The sequence below is a fragment of the Bacillus tianshenii genome, assembly GCA_020524525.2.
Taxonomy (GTDB): domain Bacteria; phylum Bacillota; class Bacilli; order Bacillales; family Bacillaceae_N; genus Bacillus_AV.
This window is the reverse complement of sequence record CP129018.1, coordinates 1518333-1542516: the sequence shown is the minus strand read 5'-3', so window position 1 is coordinate 1542516 and position 24184 is coordinate 1518333. Positions and strand designations below refer to the sequence as shown.

The 24184-nt window shown below is 39.1% G+C and carries 24 protein-coding genes and 2 riboswitches; of the genes, 17 read left to right on the top strand and 7 right to left on the bottom strand.

Annotated features, from left to right (window positions below):
- Positions 1-32 precede the first annotated feature (32 nt).
- From LC040_07760 to LC040_07740, 5 genes are all read left to right on the top strand, one after another.
- Positions 33-716, top strand: a complete 684-nt coding sequence (locus LC040_07760; GenBank protein WLR52778.1) for a spermine/spermidine synthase — start codon at positions 33-35, stop codon at positions 714-716.
- Between the two features lie 123 nt (positions 717-839).
- The gene (locus tag LC040_07755) at positions 840-1529 is read left to right on the top strand and encodes a response regulator transcription factor (GenBank protein WLR53226.1); all 690 of its coding nucleotides are present in this window, start codon (positions 840-842) and stop codon (positions 1527-1529) included.
- Entirely contained in the window at positions 1510-2790 is a 1281-nt protein-coding gene (locus LC040_07750; protein ID WLR52777.1) for an ATP-binding protein, read from the top strand. Before LC040_07755 ends, LC040_07750 begins: the two co-directional genes overlap by 20 nt.
- Positions 2791-2806: 16 nt before the next feature.
- Positions 2807-3349 (top strand): hypothetical protein, encoded by a 543-nt coding sequence (locus LC040_07745; protein ID WLR52776.1) that lies wholly within the window; start codon positions 2807-2809, stop codon positions 3347-3349.
- 66 nt (positions 3350-3415) lie between these two features.
- Positions 3416-3556 carry a hypothetical protein gene (locus LC040_07740; GenBank protein ID WLR52775.1) on the top strand — a complete coding sequence of 47 codons (141 nt, stop codon included), beginning with the start codon at positions 3416-3418 and terminating at the stop codon, positions 3554-3556.
- A gap of 43 nt (positions 3557-3599) precedes the next feature.
- Here LC040_07740 and LC040_07735 read toward each other — a convergent pair whose 3' ends face one another.
- Complete coding sequence (locus tag LC040_07735) at positions 3600-3740, bottom strand: hypothetical protein (protein WLR52774.1); 141 nt, start codon at positions 3738-3740, stop codon at positions 3600-3602.
- Between the two features lie 227 nt (positions 3741-3967).
- Between LC040_07735 and LC040_07730 the strand changes: the two genes are divergently transcribed.
- From LC040_07730 to LC040_07700, 7 genes are all read left to right on the top strand, one after another.
- Entirely contained in the window at positions 3968-4768 is an 801-nt protein-coding gene (locus LC040_07730; GenBank protein WLR52773.1) for an SDR family oxidoreductase, read from the top strand.
- Positions 4769-4807: 39 nt separating this feature from the next.
- Positions 4808-5284, top strand: a complete 477-nt coding sequence (locus LC040_07725; GenBank protein ID WLR52772.1) for a GNAT family N-acetyltransferase — start codon at positions 4808-4810, stop codon at positions 5282-5284.
- An 18-nt stretch (positions 5285-5302) separates the two neighbouring features.
- Positions 5303-6193 (top strand): alpha/beta hydrolase, encoded by an 891-nt coding sequence (locus LC040_07720; GenBank protein WLR52771.1) that lies wholly within the window; start codon positions 5303-5305, stop codon positions 6191-6193.
- Positions 6194-6240: 47 nt separating this feature from the next.
- Positions 6241-6420, top strand: coding sequence for a hypothetical protein (locus LC040_07715; GenBank protein ID WLR52770.1), 180 nt, complete (start codon positions 6241-6243; stop codon positions 6418-6420).
- 102 nt (positions 6421-6522) lie between these two features.
- On the top strand, positions 6523-7293 hold the full coding sequence (locus tag LC040_07710; GenBank protein WLR52769.1) for a DUF3891 family protein: 771 nt from the start codon (positions 6523-6525) through the stop codon (positions 7291-7293).
- A gap of 92 nt (positions 7294-7385) precedes the next feature.
- Positions 7386-8051, top strand: a complete 666-nt coding sequence (locus LC040_07705; GenBank protein ID WLR52768.1) for a LytTR family DNA-binding domain-containing protein — start codon at positions 7386-7388, stop codon at positions 8049-8051.
- A 171-nt stretch (positions 8052-8222) separates the two neighbouring features.
- A complete protein-coding gene (locus LC040_07700) occupies positions 8223-9737 on the top strand; it encodes an acetyl-CoA hydrolase/transferase family protein (GenBank protein ID WLR52767.1) in 1515 nt (504 codons plus the stop codon).
- A gap of 109 nt (positions 9738-9846) precedes the next feature.
- On the opposite strand, the gene LC040_07695 is transcribed toward LC040_07700, so the two are convergent.
- A complete protein-coding gene (locus LC040_07695) occupies positions 9847-10320 on the bottom strand; it encodes a type II secretion system protein (GenBank protein WLR52766.1) in 474 nt (157 codons plus the stop codon).
- Between the two features lie 219 nt (positions 10321-10539).
- On the opposite strand from LC040_07695, the gene map reads away from it, so the two are divergent.
- A complete protein-coding gene (map, locus tag LC040_07690; GenBank protein ID WLR52765.1) occupies positions 10540-11292 on the top strand; it encodes a type I methionyl aminopeptidase in 753 nt (250 codons plus the stop codon).
- A 53-nt stretch (positions 11293-11345) separates the two neighbouring features.
- Here the strand turns inward: map and ilvA are convergent, their stop codons facing one another.
- Both ilvA and dapA read right to left on the bottom strand, forming a co-directional pair.
- Positions 11346-12554: a threonine ammonia-lyase gene (ilvA, locus tag LC040_07685; protein WLR52764.1), complete on the bottom strand. Its 1209-nt coding sequence runs from the start codon at positions 12552-12554 to the stop codon at positions 11346-11348.
- Positions 12555-13041: 487 nt separating this feature from the next.
- Positions 13042-13929: a 4-hydroxy-tetrahydrodipicolinate synthase gene (dapA, locus tag LC040_07680; GenBank protein ID WLR52763.1), complete on the bottom strand. Its 888-nt coding sequence runs from the start codon at positions 13927-13929 to the stop codon at positions 13042-13044.
- A 242-nt stretch (positions 13930-14171) separates the two neighbouring features.
- Positions 14172-14352: riboswitch (Lysine riboswitch) on the bottom strand.
- Positions 14353-14555: 203 nt separating this feature from the next.
- Here dapA and megL point away from each other — a divergent pair.
- The gene (gene megL, locus LC040_07675) at positions 14556-15743 is read left to right on the top strand and encodes a methionine gamma-lyase (protein ID WLR52762.1); all 1188 of its coding nucleotides are present in this window, start codon (positions 14556-14558) and stop codon (positions 15741-15743) included.
- 18 nt (positions 15744-15761) lie between these two features.
- On the opposite strand, the gene LC040_07670 is transcribed toward megL, so the two are convergent.
- Positions 15762-16514 carry an NAD-dependent protein deacylase gene (locus LC040_07670; protein ID WLR52761.1) on the bottom strand — a complete coding sequence of 251 codons (753 nt, stop codon included), beginning with the start codon at positions 16512-16514 and terminating at the stop codon, positions 15762-15764.
- A 99-nt stretch (positions 16515-16613) separates the two neighbouring features.
- Positions 16614-16725, top strand: a riboswitch (TPP riboswitch).
- A 121-nt stretch (positions 16726-16846) separates the two neighbouring features.
- Between LC040_07670 and LC040_07665 the strand changes: the two genes are divergently transcribed.
- Positions 16847-17500, top strand: coding sequence for a thiamine diphosphokinase (locus LC040_07665; GenBank protein WLR52760.1), 654 nt, complete (start codon positions 16847-16849; stop codon positions 17498-17500).
- A 19-nt stretch (positions 17501-17519) separates the two neighbouring features.
- On the opposite strand, the gene ctaD is transcribed toward LC040_07665, so the two are convergent.
- Both ctaD and LC040_07655 read right to left on the bottom strand, forming a co-directional pair.
- Positions 17520-19361 (bottom strand): cytochrome c oxidase subunit I, encoded by a 1842-nt coding sequence (gene ctaD, locus LC040_07660; GenBank protein WLR53225.1) that lies wholly within the window; start codon positions 19359-19361, stop codon positions 17520-17522.
- A gap of 116 nt (positions 19362-19477) precedes the next feature.
- Positions 19478-20317 (bottom strand): cytochrome c oxidase assembly protein, encoded by an 840-nt coding sequence (locus tag LC040_07655; protein ID WLR52759.1) that lies wholly within the window; start codon positions 20315-20317, stop codon positions 19478-19480.
- A 304-nt stretch (positions 20318-20621) separates the two neighbouring features.
- On the opposite strand from LC040_07655, the gene LC040_07650 reads away from it, so the two are divergent.
- Both LC040_07650 and LC040_07645 read left to right on the top strand, forming a co-directional pair.
- Complete coding sequence (locus tag LC040_07650; protein WLR52758.1) at positions 20622-20993, top strand: DUF1992 domain-containing protein; 372 nt, start codon at positions 20622-20624, stop codon at positions 20991-20993.
- Between the two features lie 352 nt (positions 20994-21345).
- A complete protein-coding gene (locus LC040_07645; protein ID WLR52757.1) occupies positions 21346-24171 on the top strand; it encodes a 2-oxoglutarate dehydrogenase E1 component in 2826 nt (941 codons plus the stop codon).
- Positions 24172-24184 lie beyond the last annotated feature (13 nt).

Below are 24184 nucleotides of genomic sequence, written 5' to 3'. Positions count from 1 at the left end.
GGAAAATTCAATGAATATATGAGGTGAATTAGGTGGGAAAAGGAATTAAGCTGGAGGTTCTCGAGCGGTGTTCCACGGAAAGAGGCGAACTGCAACTTCAAAAGCGTGGCCCTCACTTTGAAATTATTTCAAATGGGTTGTTTTTGACAGCAACGTATAATGAAAAATCTCATTGTTCGTTTATACATGATGCGTTATTACAAGTTAAGCATCCAAAGCGTGTTTTGATTGGCGGCTTAGGTGTTGGTTTCTTAGCTGCTGAAGTATTAAAAAATGAACAGATTAACGAAGTAATCGTTGTTGAAAAAGAACAAGAAATTATTAATTGGAATCGTACATATTTTGCTGATTTAAATGAAAACGCTTTAAACAACCGCAAATTGCATGTCGTACAAGCTGATTTAACGACGTACCTGCAAGGTTCTGCAGAACAGTTTGATATGATTTGTTTAAATGTAGAAAAAGGCCCTGATTGGCTTATCTTTGAAAACAGCCGCAGTTTATATGGAGATAATGGTATGCAGGTTGTTAAGTCTCGACTATCGCAAGGTGGATGTGTAACTTATACAAGTGGAGCACATTCAAAGTTTTTACATGCCAAGCTTCAGAAGCATTTTTCTTCAGTTAAAGACCACAGTATAAAACATTCTTTCCGCCAGCATAATATCGTTTATTTTGCGAAGCATGAACCGTTTACAAATTCATTAAATGTTTAGAACCGCGAAGCTGCGTGCTTCGTGGTTTTTAGTATGCGAATGGACGTTTTTCATTTATTTTTCAGAAAAGGTGCTTATGCTAATTGTAAGCTCCTTTAATATGTGAGTGAGAGGGTGAAGAAGTTGCACCTATTGGTAGCAGAAGATGACCAACGTTTAGCGAAGTTAATTGTTCATATGTTGAAAAAAGAAAACCATTCCGTTGACTGGGTAGCAAATGGAGAAGACGCACTCTTTTATATTCAATCATCAGGATATGATCTCGTTATTCTTGATTGGATGATGCCGGGTTTAAGTGGTATCCAAGTTTGTCAAAAATTAAGAAAAGAAAACTTTACAAAACCAATCTTATTATTAACCGCAAAGGATGCTGTCGAAGATCGTGTATATGGACTTGATGCAGGAGCAGATGATTATCTCGTAAAACCATTTGAGTTTGAGGAACTCTTTGCAAGAATTCGAGCGCTTTCTCGTCGCGGGACACAAACGATCCAAGAAGAAAGCATTCAATGTGGCCAGCTTTCACTTAACCTTACAACGAAAGAAGTTTGGAAGGATGGGGTTTTTGTACAATTAACTCCGAAAGAATATCAGCTGTTTGAACTGTTCATGCGGCATAAGAATCAAGTGCTGCCGCGTGAAGTGCTTATTGATCGCATTTGGGGGTTTGACGCGATAGTAACAAACAATTCACTTGATGCACTTGTCCGTCTGCTGCGAAAGAAAATCGAGGATGCCGATGAACGTTGTATACAAAATATACGGGGAATTGGTTATAAATTGGTGACGCCATATGTTTCACAAAATTCGTAAACAATTAACATTCTTATATTTAATTGTAATGGGAGTGCTTTTCGCGTTTTTTTGTGTCATTGTCTATATTGGCTTACAAGGTCTGCTCCGGTTTGACCAAGAGGAAAGCTTACGTAAGCTTGCTAATCATGAATTGGCAGACCATCGTGAAGAGCTGTTGGAATGGTATTACCATAAGGAAGACGAGGAGGAAGAGGTCGATTACGTGCCAGGCGCCCGTACATTTTACTATATCGTTGCCAAAGATGGAACGCTTATAGAAGGAGATGAGATATTACCTGAAGTTCGGGAAAAGCTTCTTGAAGTTGTGAATGGTTGGAGCCCGTCTGACATAGACATTCAATATGAAACCATCACATATCAAGATGAGAAACTTCAATTCTTATTAACAGCTCAGTCTGTTTTTGAAAATGGGGAGTTTATTGGGACAATCTATACGGGTGCAAATATAACCCCTCAATTAAAGCTTGTAAATCAGTTATTGCTTTTGCTAATTGTTGTCGGGTTAGTGTTTCTGCTTATAGCAGCGTTTATTGCTAATTATATGGCTGGTAAAGCAATGGTTCCGATTCAAAAAGCATTCGATAAGCAAAAACAATTTACAGCTGACGCCTCTCACGAACTGCGCACCCCCTTAAGCATTGTGAAATCTTCTCTTGAAGTATTGGCAGCAGAAGAAAAAAACAAGTTTGAGCCATTTTCAAAGGAAGTATTTGATGATTGTTATGACGAGGTTAATCGTATGCAAAAGCTTGTCGAAGATTTACTGTTCCTCGCCCGGACTGACTCACCATCATCTGTTTTGCATAAAGAAAAAATAGATGTTGTCGATATGCTACAGCGCTTGATTAAGAATCTGCAGCCTATTGCAGAACAAAAAAGTGTTTTGCTCGAATATGATAGCTCACAGTCAGTCCATATAACAGCTGACAAAGAAAGACTTCACCAAGCTCTGCTTATCTTTATTGACAATGCAATGAAATACAATGTAGAAGGTGGTTCAGTAAACATCACAACTTTCACAACCGATCAACATGCTATGATTCGCATAAAAGATACCGGCAAAGGCATTCCAGCAGAAGAACTTCCGTATGTATTTGACCGCTTCTATCGAGTAGATAAAGCTCGTACACGTGAGAATGGCGGGAATGGGATTGGTTTGTCAATTGCGAAGTGGATAATTGAAGCACACAAAGGGACCATTGAGGTGCAAAGTGTCGAAGGCTCGGGTGCAACATTTAGTGTAAAAATACCTCTGTAGTAGGAGTGGAGAAAGCGTGAAAAAGTATATTGCAATTATATTTATTTGTTTCATTGCTGGGATGTTTGTTTTCCCATCACAATTAGTTTTTGCTGATGATGACGAATATGAAGAACATGAATACGAAGGGGAAGAAGAGGAAGAAAATGAAGTGGTTGAAGAAACAGGTGAGTTAATTGGTTGGGCAGGAATGGTATCTGTCGGTGGAGCAGTTCTTTTCTTTCCTTTAAAAAGACTCGCACCTGTTGTTATGAACAACTTCAGCAATTATAAGAAACAATACCGTGACTTCTTATTGTTCTTTAAAAAATGGCATGTTGGCTTTGGTATACTTGCTCTTTCATTATCCATCTTTCATGGTGTGTTAATGTTTTTAGCTGAAGGAGAGCTGGAGTTTAGAGAGTACGTTGGGATTGGGGCGGTTATTGCATTAATTTTGTCAGCTATATTCGGTAGTATCTTAACAAATAAATTGAATTCTTCCATTGTCCGAATGTTTCACATCACTTCATTTGTATTAGTCTTTCTATTTGCAGCGATTCATATTGCGCTTTCATAACTGCATAAACTTTTTTCCATGTGAGAAAGCTACCTGTATGAAAGTTTTCAAAGGGAGGAAATGAATATGGGTAAAAAGCAGCGAAATCGCTTGCAGCCGAAGAAAAACAACCACTTACCGCCAGAAGCAGAGGAAACACTTGAACGTGAGCATGCAAGAGACATGTCTGCTGAAAAACGGAAACCAACTCAAAATAATCATCAATAAAGAGAGGAGGCATTCGCATTTTGCGTATGCCTCCTTATTTTCGTTAGCGTTTTTCAGCTTTGCGGTCGTCTTCTTGGAAGTTTTTGCTTGCGTTTGCTTCCATAAATTCATTTCCAAATTCTTCAGCTAGTAATCGTTTCGGAGCAGGTGCTTGCTGTTTCTTTTCACGCTTATTTTTAGCCATATGGTTCCCTCCAAGTTGTAATCATGAAGCATTACTTACTATCTCCACTTCAGTCAATGTATATAATGGGAATACGTGGGTTTGATGCACTATTATTTAAGGAAAAAGACGAGTATAGGTTTTGAAAAATCGTCACAGTAAATGAGGGATTCAAATCTTTTAATGAGGTTGGAAAGGATATACAATGAAGGTGGAGAAGAGGTTTCATCCTATAAGGAGGCAGAAGCGTGAATATTTTCAGTAATCAGGCTTTAATGAATCAACATATTCTAATCACCGGAGCAACAGGCGGAATTGGGAAAGCAACTGCCATTGCTGCGGCTCAAGCAGGTTCATCTGTCACAGTTACAGGAAGAAATAAAGCGAAATTAGCTGATTTAGCACAACAGTTAAATAAGACATTTCCAAATATCACTGTCACACCTTTATCAGCTGACTTAACAAATAAACAAGAACGGGATTCCCTTGTGGAAGACGCTGTAAAACATAACGGCCTTATTACAGGTCTTGTGAATTCTGCTGGCATAGCAGGAGGGACAGTATTAGAAAGGCTTACGGAAGAAGACATCCGACGTATTATGGAGCTGAACTATACAGCAACTATTTTATTAACACAGCGTGTATATGAAGAAATGAAGAAAACAGAAAAAGGTGCAATTGTAAATGTTTCGTCGTTATCTGGATTGCGCGGAACGTATGGCAATTCAGCTTATGCTGCTTCAAAATTTGCGTTAATAGGTTTTACACAATCATTTGCTCTTGAAGCAATTCGGAGCAATATTCGTGTGAATGCTGTCTGCCCAGGATTTGTCGAAACTGAAATGGGCATTGCAGCTATTAAGCGAAAAGCAGAGCGAGAAGGACGCAGCTTTGAAGAACAATGGGAAAAGGTTCATGAAACGATGCCTTCTGGCAGAATAACAAAGCCAGAGGAGGTTGCGAACACGATTATCTACTTATTGTCAGAAGCAGCTGAAAATATTGTTGGAGAATCTGTTAAGCTCTCAGGCGGAAGTGTTATGAGATAAATTGATCCAACGAAACCAAATGAGATGGGGAGATATGGTATGTTAACAGGTTTTAAGGAAACCCTTGATGAAATTATTGAAATTTTAGATGAACACGAACTTAAGGCAAAGGTAACAGAGGAAGAAGGACGTTTTTTCTTAAAAATTAATGAGTTAATGTGCGACCCAGGCTTTGGTTGTGCAAATGTCGTTTTAGATATTTTCTTTGATGAAGATGAACATGTGTTGTTTATAGGCTTGCTCAGATTCCCAAGAAACCGAAGAAAAGAAGGTATTGGTTCTGTCATTGTAGAGAAAATTAAAGAGTATGCTGTGCAGCATCATTTTTATATTTATTTAGATGCATGGAATGATTCACAACCATTTTGGATGAGACATGGGTTTACTCACGTTTACTTCGATCACAACTATTTTGAAATAATGGGCTGGTCAGCAGATGGGGAAGACGTGAAGTTGGAGTGGAAAGAGTTTAAGAAGACAAAAGTATTTAAAACGTATTTAAGCTGTCATGAATAACGAGTTGGAGCTGGGAAAATGACATTCAAAAAAGTGGTTGAAGACATTCGTACAAATGGTGTAGAGTACCATACGCTTAAAGCATATCGAGACTTTTACGGATTGGACTTTGAAGTGGAGCATGAAGCAGAGTATATCAATAGTGGCAATGAAAAGCTTTTCCTGCAACGCTTTCAACCCTCTAATGCAAAGAGGGCCGTACTGCTTGTTCATGGTTATCTTGATCACTCAGGGCAATTAAGAGAAATGATCGCATTTCTACTGCAACATGAAGTAGAGGTTTACACATTTGATCTTGTCGGCCATGGGTTATCATCTGGTGAAGCGGCTCATATTGAATCCTTTATAGATTATATTACACATTTACAACACGTCATTTCTACGATCGATAAACCGCTTGATATTATCGCTCATAGCACTGGGGGAGCGGCGGTTGTCGATTTGTTATTGTCACAGCCAGTAGATACGATCAATAAAGTTGTACTCTTGGCTCCGCTTGTTCGTTCATATCGCTGGCACGCCTCTATGCTTGGCAAGCGAGCAATTGCTGTAGCTGCAAATCAAATCAAGCGCACCTTTAAAAGAAATTCTCATCATGAATCGTATTTAACCTTTGTAAAAAAAGATCCACTTCAAGCGACATATATACCGTTTACATGGCTTGATGCCCTAGAACAATGGCAAGAAAGGTTTGAAACGCTGCCTCAAAGTTCAAAATGCATTACTATCCTACAAGGAACGGGTGATACTACTGTGGATTGGCGTTATAATATGAACGCTTTAAAGAAAAAGTTCCCAAACGCAGACATCCTCTTAATTGACAAAGCATTGCATCAATTATGGAATGAAAAACCGTTATATCGAACACAAATTTTCACCCACATTGCGCGCACATTTGAACTTACATAAATCGTCATATAAGTCGGCACACTAAAAAGAAAAAAGAGGTTTTGCTTATGCAATTGCAGTTAAACCAAGAAGAGAAAGCACTAATCAAAAAAGCAATTCATACTGCTGTGGAACGGGCCAGTGATGATGAAGCACTAAGCTACCACCGTTTATTATTGAGATTATCCGAAACGCAACAACCACCTTTAGAGGATGGATTCCGTTATGATTACGATGATTCTAAATAAACCGTTGACGATTAACGTCAACGGTTTATTTTCGAAATGAAGGCAGGAATTTAAGTATTTTTTAGGAAATGTATATAAAACCAATTAAATGGAGGAGTTTCAATGATTGTACTTGATTTAGAGGAACGGGTCAGGCTTGTCACACAATATGATCATTCAATTATTTCAGGAGAGCTTGCAAAGCATGTAAAAGATGACTACTTTCATGGACTGGAGCGGAAAGAAGAAGTAGTAATTGCCATTACAGAGCATGACAGAGCATGGATTCCACTAGATGAAGCTCCTTTATTGAATCAGGAGAATATGAAACCAGTTTCCTTTCAGCACTATCCACTCGAGCCCAAAGTCGAAGCGTACATACAAGGGATTGATGAGGTTGAAGCGAAAAGTCTTTATGCGGCTTTTTTATGCAGTATGCACTATGCTTCATTTTTCGCGGGTATGGAAGAGGATGAACGCGTAAGGCCTTTTTTAAATCATGAAGCGAACAGAAGAAAAAGGCTTGCAGAGAAAGAACAAATCACTGAAGAAGATGAAGCAGTACTTTTTCATTTTAAATTACTTCAATTTTTTGATAATGTTTCCCTCTATATTTGTCTTAACCCACCAAATTGCGCAAAGGAAAAAGAAATCAGTTGGTTTCGAAACGGATTTGCACAAACATTTTCGTGGAATAATAAAGAAACAATTAAGCCAGCCTTTATAAACGAGACAACAGTCGGGCTGTCATTTTCACCATTTGTTCATGCGCCTGTTGTAGATTTGCCATATAAAATGATAGATAAAAGTGCAATTGAAAAAATCGGGCTACAGAAAGCCTATCATGATGCAAAACAAGAAGTGATATCGTTTACATATCAAAGTATTCGTTGAAACCACATTTTTCTCAGTAAAGTCTTTTCCAAAAACTCAATTTTTTGATATTCTTATAGACAATACAAACCAGATTTTGAGGGGAATGTCATATGGAAAGACAATCATGCACACTAATTGCCAAGACGATTTCAAATTTACTTCCAAAAGATGCTGCGTTTGCGATTGCAGATGAGCGAAAGTTTCTCTATTATCAACCCGGTCAAAAAATTGATATTCATTTAAAACCAGGTGAGGATTTAAGAGAAGGTACCGTCACTTACGAAGCATTAAAGGCACGTCAGCAATCATCAAGGCTTGTTGAGAAAAGTATTTTCGGAGTCCCTTATTATGCAACAAGCTACCCAATTATTGAAGAAAATCATCTTGAAGGTTTTATTACGATTATTTCACCACCGAAACAAAGACAACAGTTCGCTCAAAGTCAGCCTTTTTTAATCGGAAAAGGTGAAGACCGCTGGATTCCTATTCCATTTAACGATATTTACTACATTGAATCAAATAACGGAAAGACATTGATTTATAGTAAGCAAGGCATTTTTCAAAATAAATTTAATTTAACAGAGCTTGAAGCTCGCCTGCCGATTGATCAATTTGTTCGTTGTCATCGAGCTTTTATTATTCGCATTTCTTCCATCCTAGAGATTCATCCGAATTTTCATTCCACATTTACATTGTTAGTGGACGACAAAGAGAACAGTAAAGTACCTGTCAGTCAACGATATGCCAGCACGTTTAGACGTTTGCTAGGCTTTTAACCAAAACCCCTTTCAGTTAACTTGAAAGGGGTTTTGTATGAATCAATCATTTAAATTGTAAAATTGTCGGATATCGCTCATTTTTGTATTTTAAAGAAAACAACGCGAATGTTTTGAAAATTCCTGTTACTTTATAGTCAGACAGTTCTTCATTTGAACAGGGGGGTTCTCATGACATTAGAGCGTATTCGAAATGAACAATTGAAAAGGAAAGTAGTCCGTGCTGATGAAGCCATAACCCATATTCAAGACGGGATGGTTATCGGTTTAAGTGGCTTCACAAGAGCTGGTGATGCAAAATCAGTTCCATTAGCATTAGTGGATTATGCGAAGCAACGGCCAATGAAATTAGATGTCTATACAGGGGCGTCACTCGGTAATGATTTAGATGGTTTAATGACAAAGGCAGGCTTAATTCGAAAGCGCTTACCGTTTCAGGTAGATCGAACAATGCGGAAAGCAATTAATGAGGGAGAGGTTTTATTTACAGACGAACACCTTTCATTAATTGCAGAACAAATCCGCTCAGGTGCTTTACCAGCCATTGATGTGGCGGTGATTGAAGCAGCAGGCATTACAGAAGAAGGCTATATCATTCCAACAACAAGTGTCGGAAACAACAATATCTTTATGGAATGTGCTAAGAAAGTGATTATTGAAGTCAACATGGCTCAGCCGGAAGCATTTGAAGGCATGCATGATATTTACAATATGCCGAAACAAGGTGAGCGTGAAGCGATTCCAATTAAAAATGTAAGCGATCGCATTGGTGAAACAGCAATCAAAATTGACCCTGAAAAAATTGTTTCCATCGTCTTAAGCGATATGCCAGATTCACCGTCTAATATCATTCCACCAGATGAGGAAACGAAAATGATGGCCGAACACCTGATTCAATTTTTGAAGGATGAAGTAGCAAGCGGACGTTTGCCAAACAATTTAGCGCCGCTCCAATCTGGGATTGGGTCTGTTGCGAATGCTGTTCTTCACGGATTAGTTGATTCAGAGTTTGAAAACCTAGAAATTTACTCTGAAGTTTTACAAGATTCTGTATTTGAACTATTGGATTCAGGGAAAGCATCGTTTGCATCAGGTTGTTCGATTACTTTATCTCCAGATTGTATGGAACGCGTGTTTAACAACTTGGATGAATATAAGGATAAAATCGTACTTAGACCGCAAGAAATTTCTAATCACCCGGAGATTATTCGTCGCTTAGGTTTAATTGCAATTAATACTGCACTAGAAGTTGATATTTACGGAAATGTAAATTCAACACATGTACTTGGCACGAAGATGATGAATGGAATTGGCGGATCAGGTGATTTTGCAAGAAATTCACGTATTGCTATTTTTGCGACAAAATCGATTGCCAAAAACGGTGACATTTCAAGTATTGTACCTTTCTCACCACATATTGACCATGTAGAACATGATGTTGATGTTATCGTAACAGAGCAAGGTGCAGCAGATTTGCGAGGACTTTCTCCACGCGAACGTGCTGTTGCAATTATTGAAAATTGTGCCCATCCATCTTATCGTGAAGCACTTCGAGGTTATTTTGACGAAGCGTGTAAGCGAGGGGGCCACACACCACATATGCTGGAAAAAGCATTATCATGGCATTCTCAATTTGAACAAACAGGTTCAATGAGAAAAGCAGCAGAAAGCCTTACACATGTATAAGAAATTTGAAATCAGGTAGTCCTCCTATCGAGTTTATATAATAGACCGTAAGAAAGTGTAACACACATTCATTCTCCCCTATAAAATCCCTGCGAGTTGCGCAGGGATTTTATTCTTTTAATTGAATGTTATCTCGATTTAAATTTTCAACATAATCATTAAAATACATATCTCCATGATTTCCATTATCTCTACTCGGTATTAATCGAACACTATATTTTACTTCCCCTGTTGCATGCTTTTCAATTCGAATCTTTGTTTCTTTGAGATGATAAGGGTTTTGATTGGTTGGTGACTTAATTTCTGGCATGTACCCTTTTTCTTTTAGTTGAAGGAGTTTAATGTCTACGTAGTCATAAGAAGAATTGTAAAGCGAAAAGTTAGGATTTTCATTTATGAGATATAGCCTGGTTGCCTCAACTATACGAGTAGCGTTTGCAATATGAGCATCTTTTTTTGCATTTTCGATTATTTTTCCGACAGAAGGCACAGCAATTGCAGCAATTACTCCTAAAATGACAATAACAGCAAGTAACTCAATTAACGTTAGTCCTTTTTGATTTTTAATTATTCTCTCCCCCATTCAACAAAACACTACTACAATTATAACAAAAATATGAAAAAATGGTATATTGTTGTATAAAGTTGTATGGCCGAAAAGCGCTGAAATGGTAATGAACTAAGGAACGTGTTAAGCTTTATAAGGATTGTCATATAAACTCCGAAAGTAAAATAACATGACAAAACAGCATAATCATAATTAACAATAAAAAATTTACGAAATAAGGGGTAGAGTATTTCGATGATTTCATTAAAATCTCAAAGAGAAATTGAATTAATGGCAGAGGCGGGGAAGATTCTTGCGGCCTGTCATAAGGAAATTGCTAAGATTATTAAGCCAGGTATTTCAACAATGGACATTGAACAATTTGTTGAAGACTTTTTAGAAGAGCATGGGGCAACAGCTGAGCAAAAAGGATATGAAGGGTATGAGTTTGCAACATGTGCTTCAATAAATGATGAAATATGTCATGGTTTTCCGCGAGAAGAACCGCTTGTAGAAGGAGATATCGTTACAATCGATATGGTAGTGAATTATAAGGGAGGCCTGGCAGATTCAGCATGGACGCATCCAGTGGGCACCGTTTCAGATGAAACAAGACATTTACTAGATGTAACAAAAGAATCGCTTTATAAGGCAATTGAACAGGCGCAACCTGGGAATCGACTAGGTGATATTGGGCATGCCATTCAATCTTTTGTTGAAGCAGAAGGTTTTTCGGTTGTAAGAGATTTTACAGGTCATGGCATTGGCAAAACCATTCATGAAGACCCGTATATCCCGCACTTTGGTAATGCAGGCAAAGGTCAGCGATTAAAAGAAGGAATGGTTATTACAATCGAGCCGATGATCAATATCGGTGCATATCAAAGTAAAATGGATAAAAACGGGTGGACGGCCCGCACCTATGATGGCTCACTTTCGGCACAATATGAACATACAATTGCAATTACGAAAGATGGCCCGGTTATTTTAACTGAGCAGGGAGAATAACAAGCAAAACCGACAGGCTAACAAAGGTCTGTCGGTTTATTAATTACGGATTATTATATTTTTTCTTTCACTTCATACCCTGCATGAATAAGAGCAATAGCAACTTCTTCAATATGTTTGCGGTCACGTGTTTCTAAAGAAAACTCTACTTCTGTAAGGCCTGGTGTTACACGTGAGCCTTGGCGGTGATGGTGGACGCTTAGGACATTTGCTTCTAAGTTTGCTATGATACTTAGAAGGTTGTTTAGTTGTCCTGGTCTGTCTGGAATCATTGTAAAGAAGGTAACAAACCGCCCCGCTTCTACAAGCCCATGCTCAATAATGCGTGAAATAAAGTTCACGTCTACATTCCCGCCGCTGATTACGACTGCCGTACGTTTATTTGTAAACGGTAATTTGTGATAGAGAAGAGCCGCTAAAGCAGCAGCTCCAGACCCCTCAACAATTTGTTTATTCCGTTCTAGTAAATATAACATCGTACGTGAGATTTCTAATTCACTCACAGTAACAATTTCGTCTACATATTGTTGAATGTATTGAAACGTTTTTTCGCCAGGCTGCTTTACAGCAATGCCATCAGCAATTGTTTCACCAGGGGAGATTTGGGTTATTTTTTTTGCGTGAAGGGATGCGCTCATACTGGAGGCTGCTTCTGATTCAACACCGATTACTTGAACAGTTGGATTTGTTTCTTTTATTGCTTTAGCAATCCCAGAAATTAAACCGCCTCCACCAACAGGAACAACGAGAGCGTCAACATCCGGCAGTTGTTCGAGAATTTCAAGCCCGATCGTTCCTTGACCAGCCATAACCGCATCATCATCAAAAGGATGAAGAAACGTTGCGCCTGTTTCCTTCTGAATTTCTTGAGCCTTCTCTAATGATTCATCAAAAATATCACCGTGAAGAACAACATTTGCTCCATATTCTTTCGTTGCTTGTACCTTTGTAAGTGGAGCGCGTTCAGGCATAACAATCGTTACAGGAACGTTCGAGATTGCTCCTGCAAATGCAACACCCTGAGCATGGTTTCCTGCTGATGCCGCAATGACACCTTTTTCACGTTCTTCCTTTGTTAAGGCATTTAATTTGTTGTAGGCTCCGCGTACTTTAAAAGCTCCTGTTTTTTGGAGATTTTCAAGCTTTAAATAAACTTGTTGTCCGGAGATATCACTGAAGGTCTTTGAATAATCGAGAGGAGTTGTATGAATAATTCCTTGAAGTTGCTTTCTGGCTTGTTGGATTTGATCAATAGTAAGCAAGCTATCACACCTCATTTTAAGTATTGAACATTTCGTGACTATATATTAATATAACATACAAAAGACAAAAATTAAGAGAAGTCTAAATATTAAAAAAGAAGCTTGTCTTATGCTTGGTGCTGATGCGCAAGCCGGCTCCGCTTTTGACGCACAGGACATGAGGTTCTTAGCCAGTGTTCCTTTGACCTAGCTGCGAAAGCCAAATCGTCGGGCTACTTCGCTTCTTCTGTCGAAGGTAAAGACCGACCTTCTTTGTCAGAAGCTCCACCAGCCGATCGATTTAAGCGGGCTTTCTCCGCTTTTCTTATGTCCATCTGCGCGAATAGAAAATTGTGTTGCTTCACCTTCCCGCTCCGAGGCAAAGAGCGCCTCTATGCGTGAAGGCTCCAGCAAACAAGGTTTCTGAGCGATTCGCCTCCGCTTTTCGCAAAAAAAAAGAGCCCGCAGAAACGCGGACTTTGACATCAACATGGAATTTTTGAATCAATTAGCTGACTGCTACATTTAGTTTGGGGCGGATGATTTCAAACAATGCTTGGCGTTCCATATCAGTTAATGGAACCATTGGTAAGCGAACACCGCCGACATCTAACCCATACATTTGAAGTGCAGCTTTTACTGGGGAAGGGCTAGGTGCCATAAATAATGCTTTCATCATTGGAAGTAGTTCTTGGTGAATTGCTGCTGCACGTTTCACATCGCCTTTGCGATAGCTTGTCACCATTTGCTTCATTTCATTACCGAAAATGTGAGAAGATACTGAAACAACACCAGCTCCACCAATTGAAAGAACTGGAAGCGTTAAGCCGTCATCCCCACTGTATAAAGTAAATGACTCGTCTGTTTGGTAAATAATACGTGTCATTGCTTCAAGATCGCCGCTTGCTTCTTTTACGCTGACGATATTTTGAATTTGTGAAAGTTGTACAATTGTATCAACAGTTAAGCCTGCAGCACTGCGTCCAGGAATGTTATAAAGCATAACAGGCAGGGAAGTAGCCTCTGCAATTGCTTTAAAATGTTGATACATACCTTCTTGATTTGGTTTATTATAATATGGTGTAACGAGCATAATACCATCAACACCACATTTTTCAGCTTGTTGTGTAAGTTGGATGGAAGCGCGTGTATTGTTTGAACCAGTTCCAGCAATAACAGGAACGCGGCCATTCACGACTTCAACTGTAAATGCAAACAATTCCAGTTTTTCTTCATTTGTTAGTGTCGGAGATTCACCTGTTGTACCAGCGACAACAAGACCGTCACTTCCGTTTTGAATTAAATGATTAATTAAGTTTTTCGTTTGTGGAAAATCAATATTACCGTTTGTGTCCATTGGTGTTACCATCGCTGTTAAAACTTCGCCAAAGTTCATTTTCATTCACCCTCTATTCATGATTTTGAATGCCCTTATTACTGTATTAAACGCCAAAGAGGCATTTAAAACAGAATAAGGAGATTAGCAGATGTTTTCACACTGCCTATTTGCCGTTTACTTTTCGGCTCATCGACTTACTATGAATAGAGGTCTATCCCTATTCTTTATCGCACGCATTTATGCAAACAAAAAAGCAACAACGAAGGGCCGCTGTTGCAATGAATATTACTATTCAATGCGTGTGAGATAGCCCTCCATATAGTAAAAACTATATGACAGTCCTGCACTTATTCAATGCAAAACCAGTGTGGTAAATTATGAGTTTTAGCACACTTCGGCAAATCCCCCTTTCGATCATATTCGCTGGAACTCATTTTCCTCCAATGATCTACTAATGGTCTTTGCACCTCTATCCTCACTTCATGAAAATGAAGTAAAGTTGTTTAATGAAGTTGTTGATTTGTACTATAACAAACAACATGATGCTTTGCAATAGATATACGGAAAAAAATATAAAAAAATCATGCTTTCAAGCAGAGGTAAACGCTTTCAAAAATTCCTAAAATATACTATGCTGAGATAGGGAAGAATATAAAAACTACATACTAAGGTGGGAGAACCATATGAAGAAGGAATCAAACCATTTTGAAACAAAGATAATTCATGGGGGCTATGATGCTCATAAATTTCACGGCAGTTTAAATGTGCCGATGTATCAAACATCCACATTTGCATTTCATTCAGCTGAACAAGGAGCAAGACGGTTCGGTGGTGAAGAAGAGGGTTACATTTATTCAAGACTTGGAAACCCGACAGTAACCGTGTTAGAGGAACGAATTGCCCAGCTTGAGAACGGTGAAAAAGGCTTAGCATTCAGTTCAGGCATGGGAGCAGTATCTGCCATTTTATTCGCCTTGACGAAGACAGGCGATCATATTCTTTGTTCTAAAGGGCTGTATGGCTGTACATTTGGCCTGTTACAGCTTCTTAAAGATAAATATAACGTGGATCACGAATTTTGTGCGTTAGCTTCAAAGGAAGAAGTCGAACAGCATATTCGCCCAGAAACTGCATGTATTTATATTGAAACACCGATTAATCCAACGATGAAATTAATCGACTTAGAAATGGTAGCTGAAGTTGCAAAGAAACATAACATACCTGTGGTCGTGGATAATACATTTTGTTCACCATATTTGCAAAAGCCGCTCGAACTAGGCTGCGATATCGTACTACATAGTGCGACAAAATATTTAGGTGGCCATGGTGACATCGTTGCCGGTCTTGTCGTCGGAAAAGCTGAGTTTATCGATGAAGTACGCATGACAACGCAAAAGGATATCGGCAGTATTCTCGGCCCATTTGATGCGTGGCTTCTGTTGCGTGGTATGAAAACATTGCCGCTACGGATGGACCGTCATTGTGAGAATGCAGAGGCAATCATTGATAAGCTGAAAAGACATCCTGCTGTTAAAGAAGTCTATTACCCTGGAGATATGAATAATCCACAGTATGAAATTGCGAAAAAGCAAATGAAACGATACAGCGGATTGATTTCTTTTGAACTTAACGGAAGCTTGGAGACATGTCAAACATTTATGAACCAGCTTGAAATGATCCAAATTGCGGTTAGCCTTGGAGATGCAGAAACACTTATTCAGCACCCTGCTACAATGACGCATGCGGTCGTACCTGAAGAAGAGCGTGAGAAAATGGGGATCAGCAATCAATTAATTCGCCTATCTGTCGGTCTCGAAAACGTCAATGATATTTGGGATGACCTTGAGCAAGCTCTAAATAAATTGTCTTAACAAGCAAGTCGTTCGCAATTATTGCGAACGACTTGCTTGTTGTTTAAGAAGTGAAACGGTTTCGCCAATCCCTTTGTAAAGGTGTAAATCAAAAAAGCTATCCATTAAGGTTTGTTCGCGATTAATTAAAACGGTTGTCGCATGGCTGTTAAGTGCGACATACTGAGGGATTTGGTTTATCGGTGTTACTGCAAGTGAAGAGCCAAGAACAATAAACAAGTCACAGTTCAGAGCTGCTTCCGTTGCTTCTTCAAAGTGGTGAATCATGTCACCGAACAAAACGACATTTGGTTTTAAAATAGTTTTGCACGCTTCTGTCTCGCACCTTGGGATTTCTGTTTTATTCAAATAGTCTAAGTCGTATTCTGTTAAACACGCTGGACAGTGTGCTTGTTGAATCGTTCCATGGATTTCAAATACGTTAGAACTGCCTGCTTTTTGGTGTAAACCATCAATATTTTGTGTAATAACAGACACATCTTTTCCTTGTTGTTCAAGCTCTGCAATAAATTGATGGCCGCTGTTTGGCGTATAGCTTCCTAACAGCTTTGTACGAAAAATGTCTTTAAAGTACTTCCAAAATTGTTCTGGGTATTGCTCAAAATACGCTCTTGAAACAACCTCTTCAAAGCCAACATTCTTTGTCCAAAGGCCAGACTGAGAGCGAAAATCTGGAATACCGCTCTCTGTGCTAACACCAGCTCCGGTTAAAAAGCAAATCTTTTCTGCTTGTTGAATGAATTCCTTTAATTGGTTTATTTTATTCTCCATTTTACTTCACCCAGACCTAATTCTATCATATCTTTACAGCGTGAGGGTGAAGGTAGCGGTTTCATGTTTACAAAGGGTGAAAGCGTTGATATAATCAGTGCAGTCAAATCGGGGAGCTAAGCATAACTTGGCTGAGAGGGAACTTGAAGCGGTTCCGACCCTTATACCTGAACTGGGTAATGCCAGCGGAGGAAAGCAAGGATTGGTGCAATACATATGCGTTATGACCAAAAGACTGCCTCCTATGCAGTCTTTTTTGGTAAAGTTTTATTGGTTTCAATATGAAGGGATAATAATGATTAGATATCTTAAAAAGAAGTGGGTGGCTAGGTTTGCGTGCTTTAGTTTTTAGCGGAGGCCGTCTTGGTGAATGGGCGGTTTCTTATATAAAAGAGGATGATTTGATTATCGGAGTAGATGCAGGTGCAGCTTTTTTAGCGAAGCGCAAAGTTCGATTTCAGTCTGCGCTTGGTGATTTTGATTCTGTAACACTTGAGGAAATAGAGTTAGTGAAGAAATATGCTAGTGAGTTTCAATCATGTGATCCTGTGATGAAGGATTTAACTGATACGGAGATGGGAATGCGCACAGTGCTAGAGAAAGGGGCATCAGAGATCTTAATTCTCGGGGGACTTGGTACTCGCTTTGACCATTCCTTAGCAAATGTTCACTTGTTGCGAACAGCACTAGCACATCAGGTTCGCTGTAAAATTATTGATTCTTACAATCAAATTCAACTAACCAAAGATGAATTAATGATTACAACTGATGGATATCCTTATGTGTCGTTACTTCCATTAACACATACCGTAAAAGGGGTAACATTGGAAGGGTTTCAATATCCACTACATAATGCTTCGTTAGAAATGGGAATGTCGCTTGGGATTAGTAATGTATTAAATGCAAAACAAGGGAAGATTTCTGTTAAAGAAGGTGAACTGCTTGTCATTCAAAGCCGGGATACAGAACAAGGGATAGAGCGATAAGCTCTATCCCTTGTTCTTATTAGACGTCATTTTCTTCGAGGTCTTTTTTATGAATGTGATAGCCGTAGTCATCTTTAATTGAGCGTGTAAGCATTGCTCCAAGCGTAATGAGAAGTCCAGCGATGGTGAAGAATAACATGCCATTTATATCATTGATGAAAATAACGCTTAGCCCTGCAATAAATAGACCGAGTGAAATGACAAACGGAATAAATGAGCTGTTTGGCATATGGATATCACCAATTGGTTCCGCGAGTGGTAAGATACCGTCTTTATCGTATTTTGCATCCCACCACGGATCGAGCGCTTTAATCCATGGTAATTGTTTAAAGTTGTATTCAGGTGGTGGGGAGGAAGTTGCCCATTCCAACGCGCGTCCATCCCATGGATCGTTTATTGCTTTCTCACCATTTTTTGTAGTGAGGATAATATTGATAAGGAGAATAATCGTTCCGATCGTCATCAGAATCGCACCGATTGTACTAATAAAGTTTCCAAGCTCCAACCCCTGGTTTGGCAAGTATGTAAATACGCGGCGCGGCATACCCCATAAGCCAAGGTAGTGCTGAATAAAGAAGGTTAAATGGAAACCGATAAAAAATGTCCAAAATGTCCATTTTCCAAGTGTTTCATTGAGCACTTTTCCAAACATCTTCGGCCACCAGTAATGCAAGCCTGCAAAAATTGCGAACACAACCCCTCCAACAAGGACGTAGTGAAAATGCGCCACAACAAAATACGTATCATGAAATTGATAATCTGCAGGGGCAGAGGCGGTCATAACGCCTGTAACCCCGCCCATAACAAATGAGACGAGAAACCAAACAGCCCAAAGCATTGCAGATGTATATTTAACTTGACCGCCCCACATTGTAAACAGCCAGTTAAAGATTTTAATCCCTGTTGGTAAGGCAATCGCCATTGTTGAAAGTGCGAAAATTGAGTTCGGGATCGCTCCCATCCCTGTTGTAAACATATGGTGAGACCATACCATAAATCCGATAAAACCAATTAAAACTGTAGCGAACACCATCGCCGTGTATCCAAAAAGTCGTTTTCTTGAAAAAGTCGGAATAATTTCGGAAAATAATCCGAAAGCCGGAAGCATTAGTAAGTATACTTCAGGGTGACCGAAAATCCAGAATAAATGCTCCCAAATAATAGAGTTACCACCTAGGTCAATCGAAAAAAATGCAGCCCCAAACAGACGCTCAAACATTAGTAGCAATAATGCTACAGTAAGTGGGGGGAAAGCAAACAAGATTAAGGCAGCTGAAACAAATGTACTCCACGTAAACAAAGGCATACGCATAAAGGTCATCCCAGGCGCTCTCATTGTAATAATCGTCGTTAAGAAATTAATCCCAGAAATAAGTGTGCCAAGGCCAGAAATTTGAAGGCCAAGTACATAGAAATCAGTTCCGTGCGTCGTGTTAGCAAGTGCGAGCGTTGCATAAGACGTCCAGCCAGCTTCAGGTGCTCCTCCTAGGAACCAGCTTAAATTTAATAATAAGCCCCCAAAGAAAAACAGCCAAAACCCAAGTGAATTTAAAAATGGAAATGCAACATCACGCGCTCCGATTTGCAGCGGGACTATCGCGTTCATAAACGCAAACAAGATCGGCGTAGCAGCAAGAAATAACATCGTCGTACCATGCATCGTAAGCAATTGATTATAAAACCCTGCACTAACGAGCGTATTATTGGGATACATCAACTGTAAACGCATAAACAGAGCTTCTAATCCTGCTAGCAAAAAGAAAAACAAGCCTGTAACTAAGTATAGGTGGGCGATTTTTTTATGATCAACCGTCGTCAAATAATCCCAAATAAATGATTTCTTCTTTCCCTCCGTTGCCAAAACCATACAACCTCCTTGGTAGTCGTAAATGTGTGATTATGGTTACTTTTAACAAGATTGTATGGAAATATACACAAATAAAAAATCTCCATGGGGTGGCATGGAGATTTCAATACTTATGAATTTTGACCATTTGTTCCTTTTACACCCATTAATGCAGAGACGTTTACAGGGTCAATTACGTCTTCTTTTTTGAATCGTTTAAATAAAATGACGCCTCCAATTGCAACAATTAAAAACTTCTGAACAAACATAATCGTTGCAGCCCCAATGATGACATCATTCTTTGCGGTATAGATATCTGGAAAGTTAAAGTTCTGAAATGGTGCATAAGGCTGGTCCCATAAAAAAAGAGGGTACGCAATACCGAATAAGATGCAACCATTAATAAGCAAATTCACAAGGCGATACATATCTGAAAGAGGATTTAATTCTCTGAGCGGTGTCATAACTGGCCACCACATAAAAATCGAGAAGAAAAACAAAATTAAATGACTTACCGCATCAAGCACCCATGAGCTGTTTAAGAAAAGGAATATCGAAGGGTTAAGGTAAACGAAGAACAAACCATAAAAAAAAGTTGTTGAAAATACGGGGTTTGTAAGGACCTTCATTATTTTTTTGATTCGATAATTCCAAAGAATGGGTCTTAGCATTTCAGCAGGTAAACCAGCTAATAGAAACGGCGGGACGATGAAATATGCAAGCGACGCTTTCACCATTTTTATACTGAAAAGGTGTTCGCTCATAATGTGTAACGGGCTTCCACAAGCCAAGTAGTATAGAAAAAGACCTGTAAAGAACAAGTTTCGTTTAAATGGCAAGTCTTGCGTATGCTTGAGCTTTGCGGCTTGTTTGCTGTAGAGGATAGCAATTGCAATTAAGATGATTAGCTCCTCAATTCCGAATAGCTCAAGAAGGTGATGCTCTGAAAAGATTTCGACAAAACGGTTCAATATTTTTTCTCCTTTCCCAACGCTGTCTTAAAACTAGCTGCCTATAGTGTTTTTCTTTTTCGTCTTTTTATTTATATTTTACAGATAATTTGTGTAATGAAAATGGGGGAAATAAAAAAACTTTTTGAAAAATGGTAGGAAATACATAAACCAGCCACCTGTAGATGAAAAGATGGCTGCAATATTCGACATTTTCCCTTTGAATGTTAATTTCACGTACTGTATTTAATTATAAACAATGTCATTAGTTTCATGCTAAGTTTCGTGGTGATATAATAAATAAAAATGACAGGAGGAACGCTGGATGGACTTTTTTTCACAACTTGCAGAAGAAAGAATTAAGCAGTCTGTTAATCAAGGGGATTTCGAGCATTTGCCAGGCAAAGGAAAGCCACTAGAACTTGAAGACCTTTCATCTGTTCCAGAAGAGCTGCGAGTTGGTTACAAAATTCTTAAAAATGCTGGTGTCGTTCCTGAAGAGATTCAGCTAAAGAAAGAGATTCTTCGCATTGAAGATTTAATTTCTTGTTGTTATGACGAAAATGAACGAAGCAGCTTACAAAGGAGGTTAAGTGAAAAGACATTACGTTTCAATCAATTAATGGAGAAACGTAAATTTTCATCTAATCCTTCCTTTAGTCACTATCAGCATAAAATCTATTCAAAATTTCGTTAAATACGAAAACCGTTGCATTCTTTCTTAGGAAGAATATAACGGTTTTTTCTTTAATTTAGGAAAAAACACCCCAGTTTCTGGAGAACTATTTCAACTAAACATTTTCTTATTTAACATAGGACTTTCTCGTTAAAAATTTTAATAACTCAAATGTAGTGAAAACCTTGAATTTTCTATTGTGGTATGTTTCTATATGTATGGAATCATCACGTACAACACATGCTGTTGATTCCTAGTTTTATTTATCTATCTAAGGGTATATTATAAAGAACGAAACCGCTGTCATTTATATATGTCAGGCGGTAATGAGGGCTGTCATTCCGCAAACAACGTACTGGGGGTTTTAACTAGGATGAGTAAAAATGAAATGAACAATGACAAGTGGCATCAGTTTCACGGCCCCAACCTAGGCTATATGCTCGATTTATATGAGCACTATCAAAAGGATCCAGAATCAGTTGATCCTTCCGTCCGAGAATGGTTTGAGCAATCAGGGGCGCCGGGAGAAGAAGCGCCAGCTGAACAATCTGGAGGGTTTAATCTCTCTAGCTTGAGAAAAACAGCTGCGGCTGTAAAGCTAGCAGAAGACATACGTACATATGGACATCTTCAAGCTGATATTTATCCGTTTGAAATGGATGTCCAAGTAGAAGCGCCGTATTCAGAGCTAGGTAAATACGGTTTAACGGAGGAAGACCTAAAGGCGATTCCAGCACAAATTGTATGGGAAACAGCCCCGTCTTCAATCTCAAATGCGCTTGAAGCAATTGAAAAACTAAAAGAAGTGTATACAAAAACAATCGCTTTTGAGTTCCATCATGTTCATGATAAAAGTGAGCGTCAGTGGCTAACGCAAATGGTGGAAACAGGTGAGTTGTATCGTTCTTGGACGAATGAAGAGCGAAAAGAAGTATTGAGTCGTCTAATTGAAGTTGATGGTTTTGAAAAGTTCCTTCATAAAACATTTGTTGGACAAAAACGTTTTTCAATTGAAGGCGTTGATATGCTCGTGCCAATGCTTGATGAAATCATTAAGCATAGTTGTGTAGAAGGTACGAACGATATGTTCATTGGAATGGCACATCGCGGACGTCTTAATGTGTTAGCACATGTGCTCGGAAAGCCATATGAACTAATTTTTTCTGAGTTCCATAAAGCACCAAATAAAGAATTGGTCCCATCTGAAGGTTCCATGGGGATTAACTATGGTTGGACTGGGGATGTGAAATATCATCTAGGTGCGAATCGAAACATTGAGCATCAAGAAGAAAGCTGTGTCCGTGTTAACCTTGCGAACAATCCAAGTCACTTAGAATTTGTTGACCCGGTTGTTGAAGGGTATACAAGAGCAGCTCAAGAGGATAGAGAAGAACCAGGCTTTCCAAAGCAAGATATACAACGTGCTCTTGCCATTTTGATTCACGGGGATGCTGCATTCCCAGGTGAAGGGGTTGTAACTGAGACATTAAATTTAAGTCGTCTTAAAGGTTATGAGACTGGCGGTACGATTCATATCATTGCAAACAACTTAGTTGGTTTCACAACAGATCGTACAGAGGCACGTTCTACAAAATATGCAAGTGACGTTGCAAAAGGGTATGAAATTCCAATTGTGCGTGTAAATGCTGATGATCCAGAAGCATGCATCGCTGCAATTAACCTTGCGCATGCTTACCGCAAGAAATTTAAGCGTGACTTCTTAATTGACCTTGTTGGTTATCGCCGCTTTGGTCATAATGAGATGGATGATCCGACGGCAACACAGCCGCTTCTGTATAAGAAGATTAACAATCATCCAACTGTTAAGACTCGTTATGGAGAGCTGCTAGTTGAGGATGGCGTTCTTGAAGAGAAAGAGTTGAAAGCAAAAGAAGAGAACTTCGAAAGAAAATTATTTGATATCTACGAGAATGTAAAAGATAAAAATAATGGTGGAGAAGTTGAAGAAAAAGAAGTTCCAAAACCAGTAGCAGAAGGGATCCCTGAAATTCAAACAGGTGTTCCGCTTGATACGTTGAAAGAAATTAACAAGTCATTATTGCAATGGCCTGAAGAATATAAAGTATATCCGAAGCTTGCAAAAATTTTAAAGCGCCGTGAAAGTGCGTTTGAAGATGGGAATAAAGTTGATTGGGCATTAGCAGAAACGATGGCATTTGCAACGATTCTTGCAAATGGTACGCCGATTCGTTTGACAGGGCAAGACAGTCAGCGTGGAACATTTGCTCATCGTCATATTGTTCTGCATGATGTAGAAACGAATAAGACGTTTTCACCACTGCATCATTTTCCACAAGCAAAGGCGTCATTTGCCGTTTATAATAGTCCGTTAACTGAAACAGCGGTTCTCGGCTTTGAATATGGCTATAGCGTTGAAACGACAAGGACACTTGTGCTTTGGGAAGCTCAATATGGAGATTTCGTGAATGTTGCTCAAGTGATTATGGATCAATTCATTTCAGCGGGACGTGCAAAATGGGGACAGAAATCATCCCTTGTTATGTTACTTCCACATGGGTTTGAAGGACAAGGACCTGAGCATTCGAGTGCACGTCTTGAACGCTTCCTAACACTTGCAGCTGAAAATAACTGGACAATCGCGAACCTTACAAGTGCGGCTCAATATTTCCATATTCTTCGCAGACAAGCAGCGATCACAACAAAAGAAGAAGCAAGACCGTTAATTTTAATGGCACCGAAAAGCTTAATACGTAACCAAAAAGTTGCTTCACCAGGCGAAGAGTTAAGTGGCGGACGTTTTAAGCTTGTCATGGACGACCCAAATACAGGTGCTAACGAGGAGAAAGTTGAACGCCTCGTGTTAACAAGCGGTAAAGTAGCAATTGATTTAACGACAGAGCTTGAAAAGAATGAAGATTTAGATACAGAATGGCTCCATATTGCACGAGTTGAACAACTTTATCCATTCCCTGAAAAACAAATTCGTGAAACGATGGAACGTTTTCCAAACTTAAAAGAAATCGTTTGGGTACAAGAAGAACCGAGGAATATGGGAAGCTGGCATTATATCTATCCGCGTCTGCGTGAATTGGTTAATCATGAAATGGACGTCAATTATATCGGAAGACCAGACCGTTCAAGTCCAGCAACAGGAGAACCGGACATTCATAAGAGAGAACAACAACGTATCGTAAATGCGGCTTTAACGAAGAATTAAGGAGGGACCGACC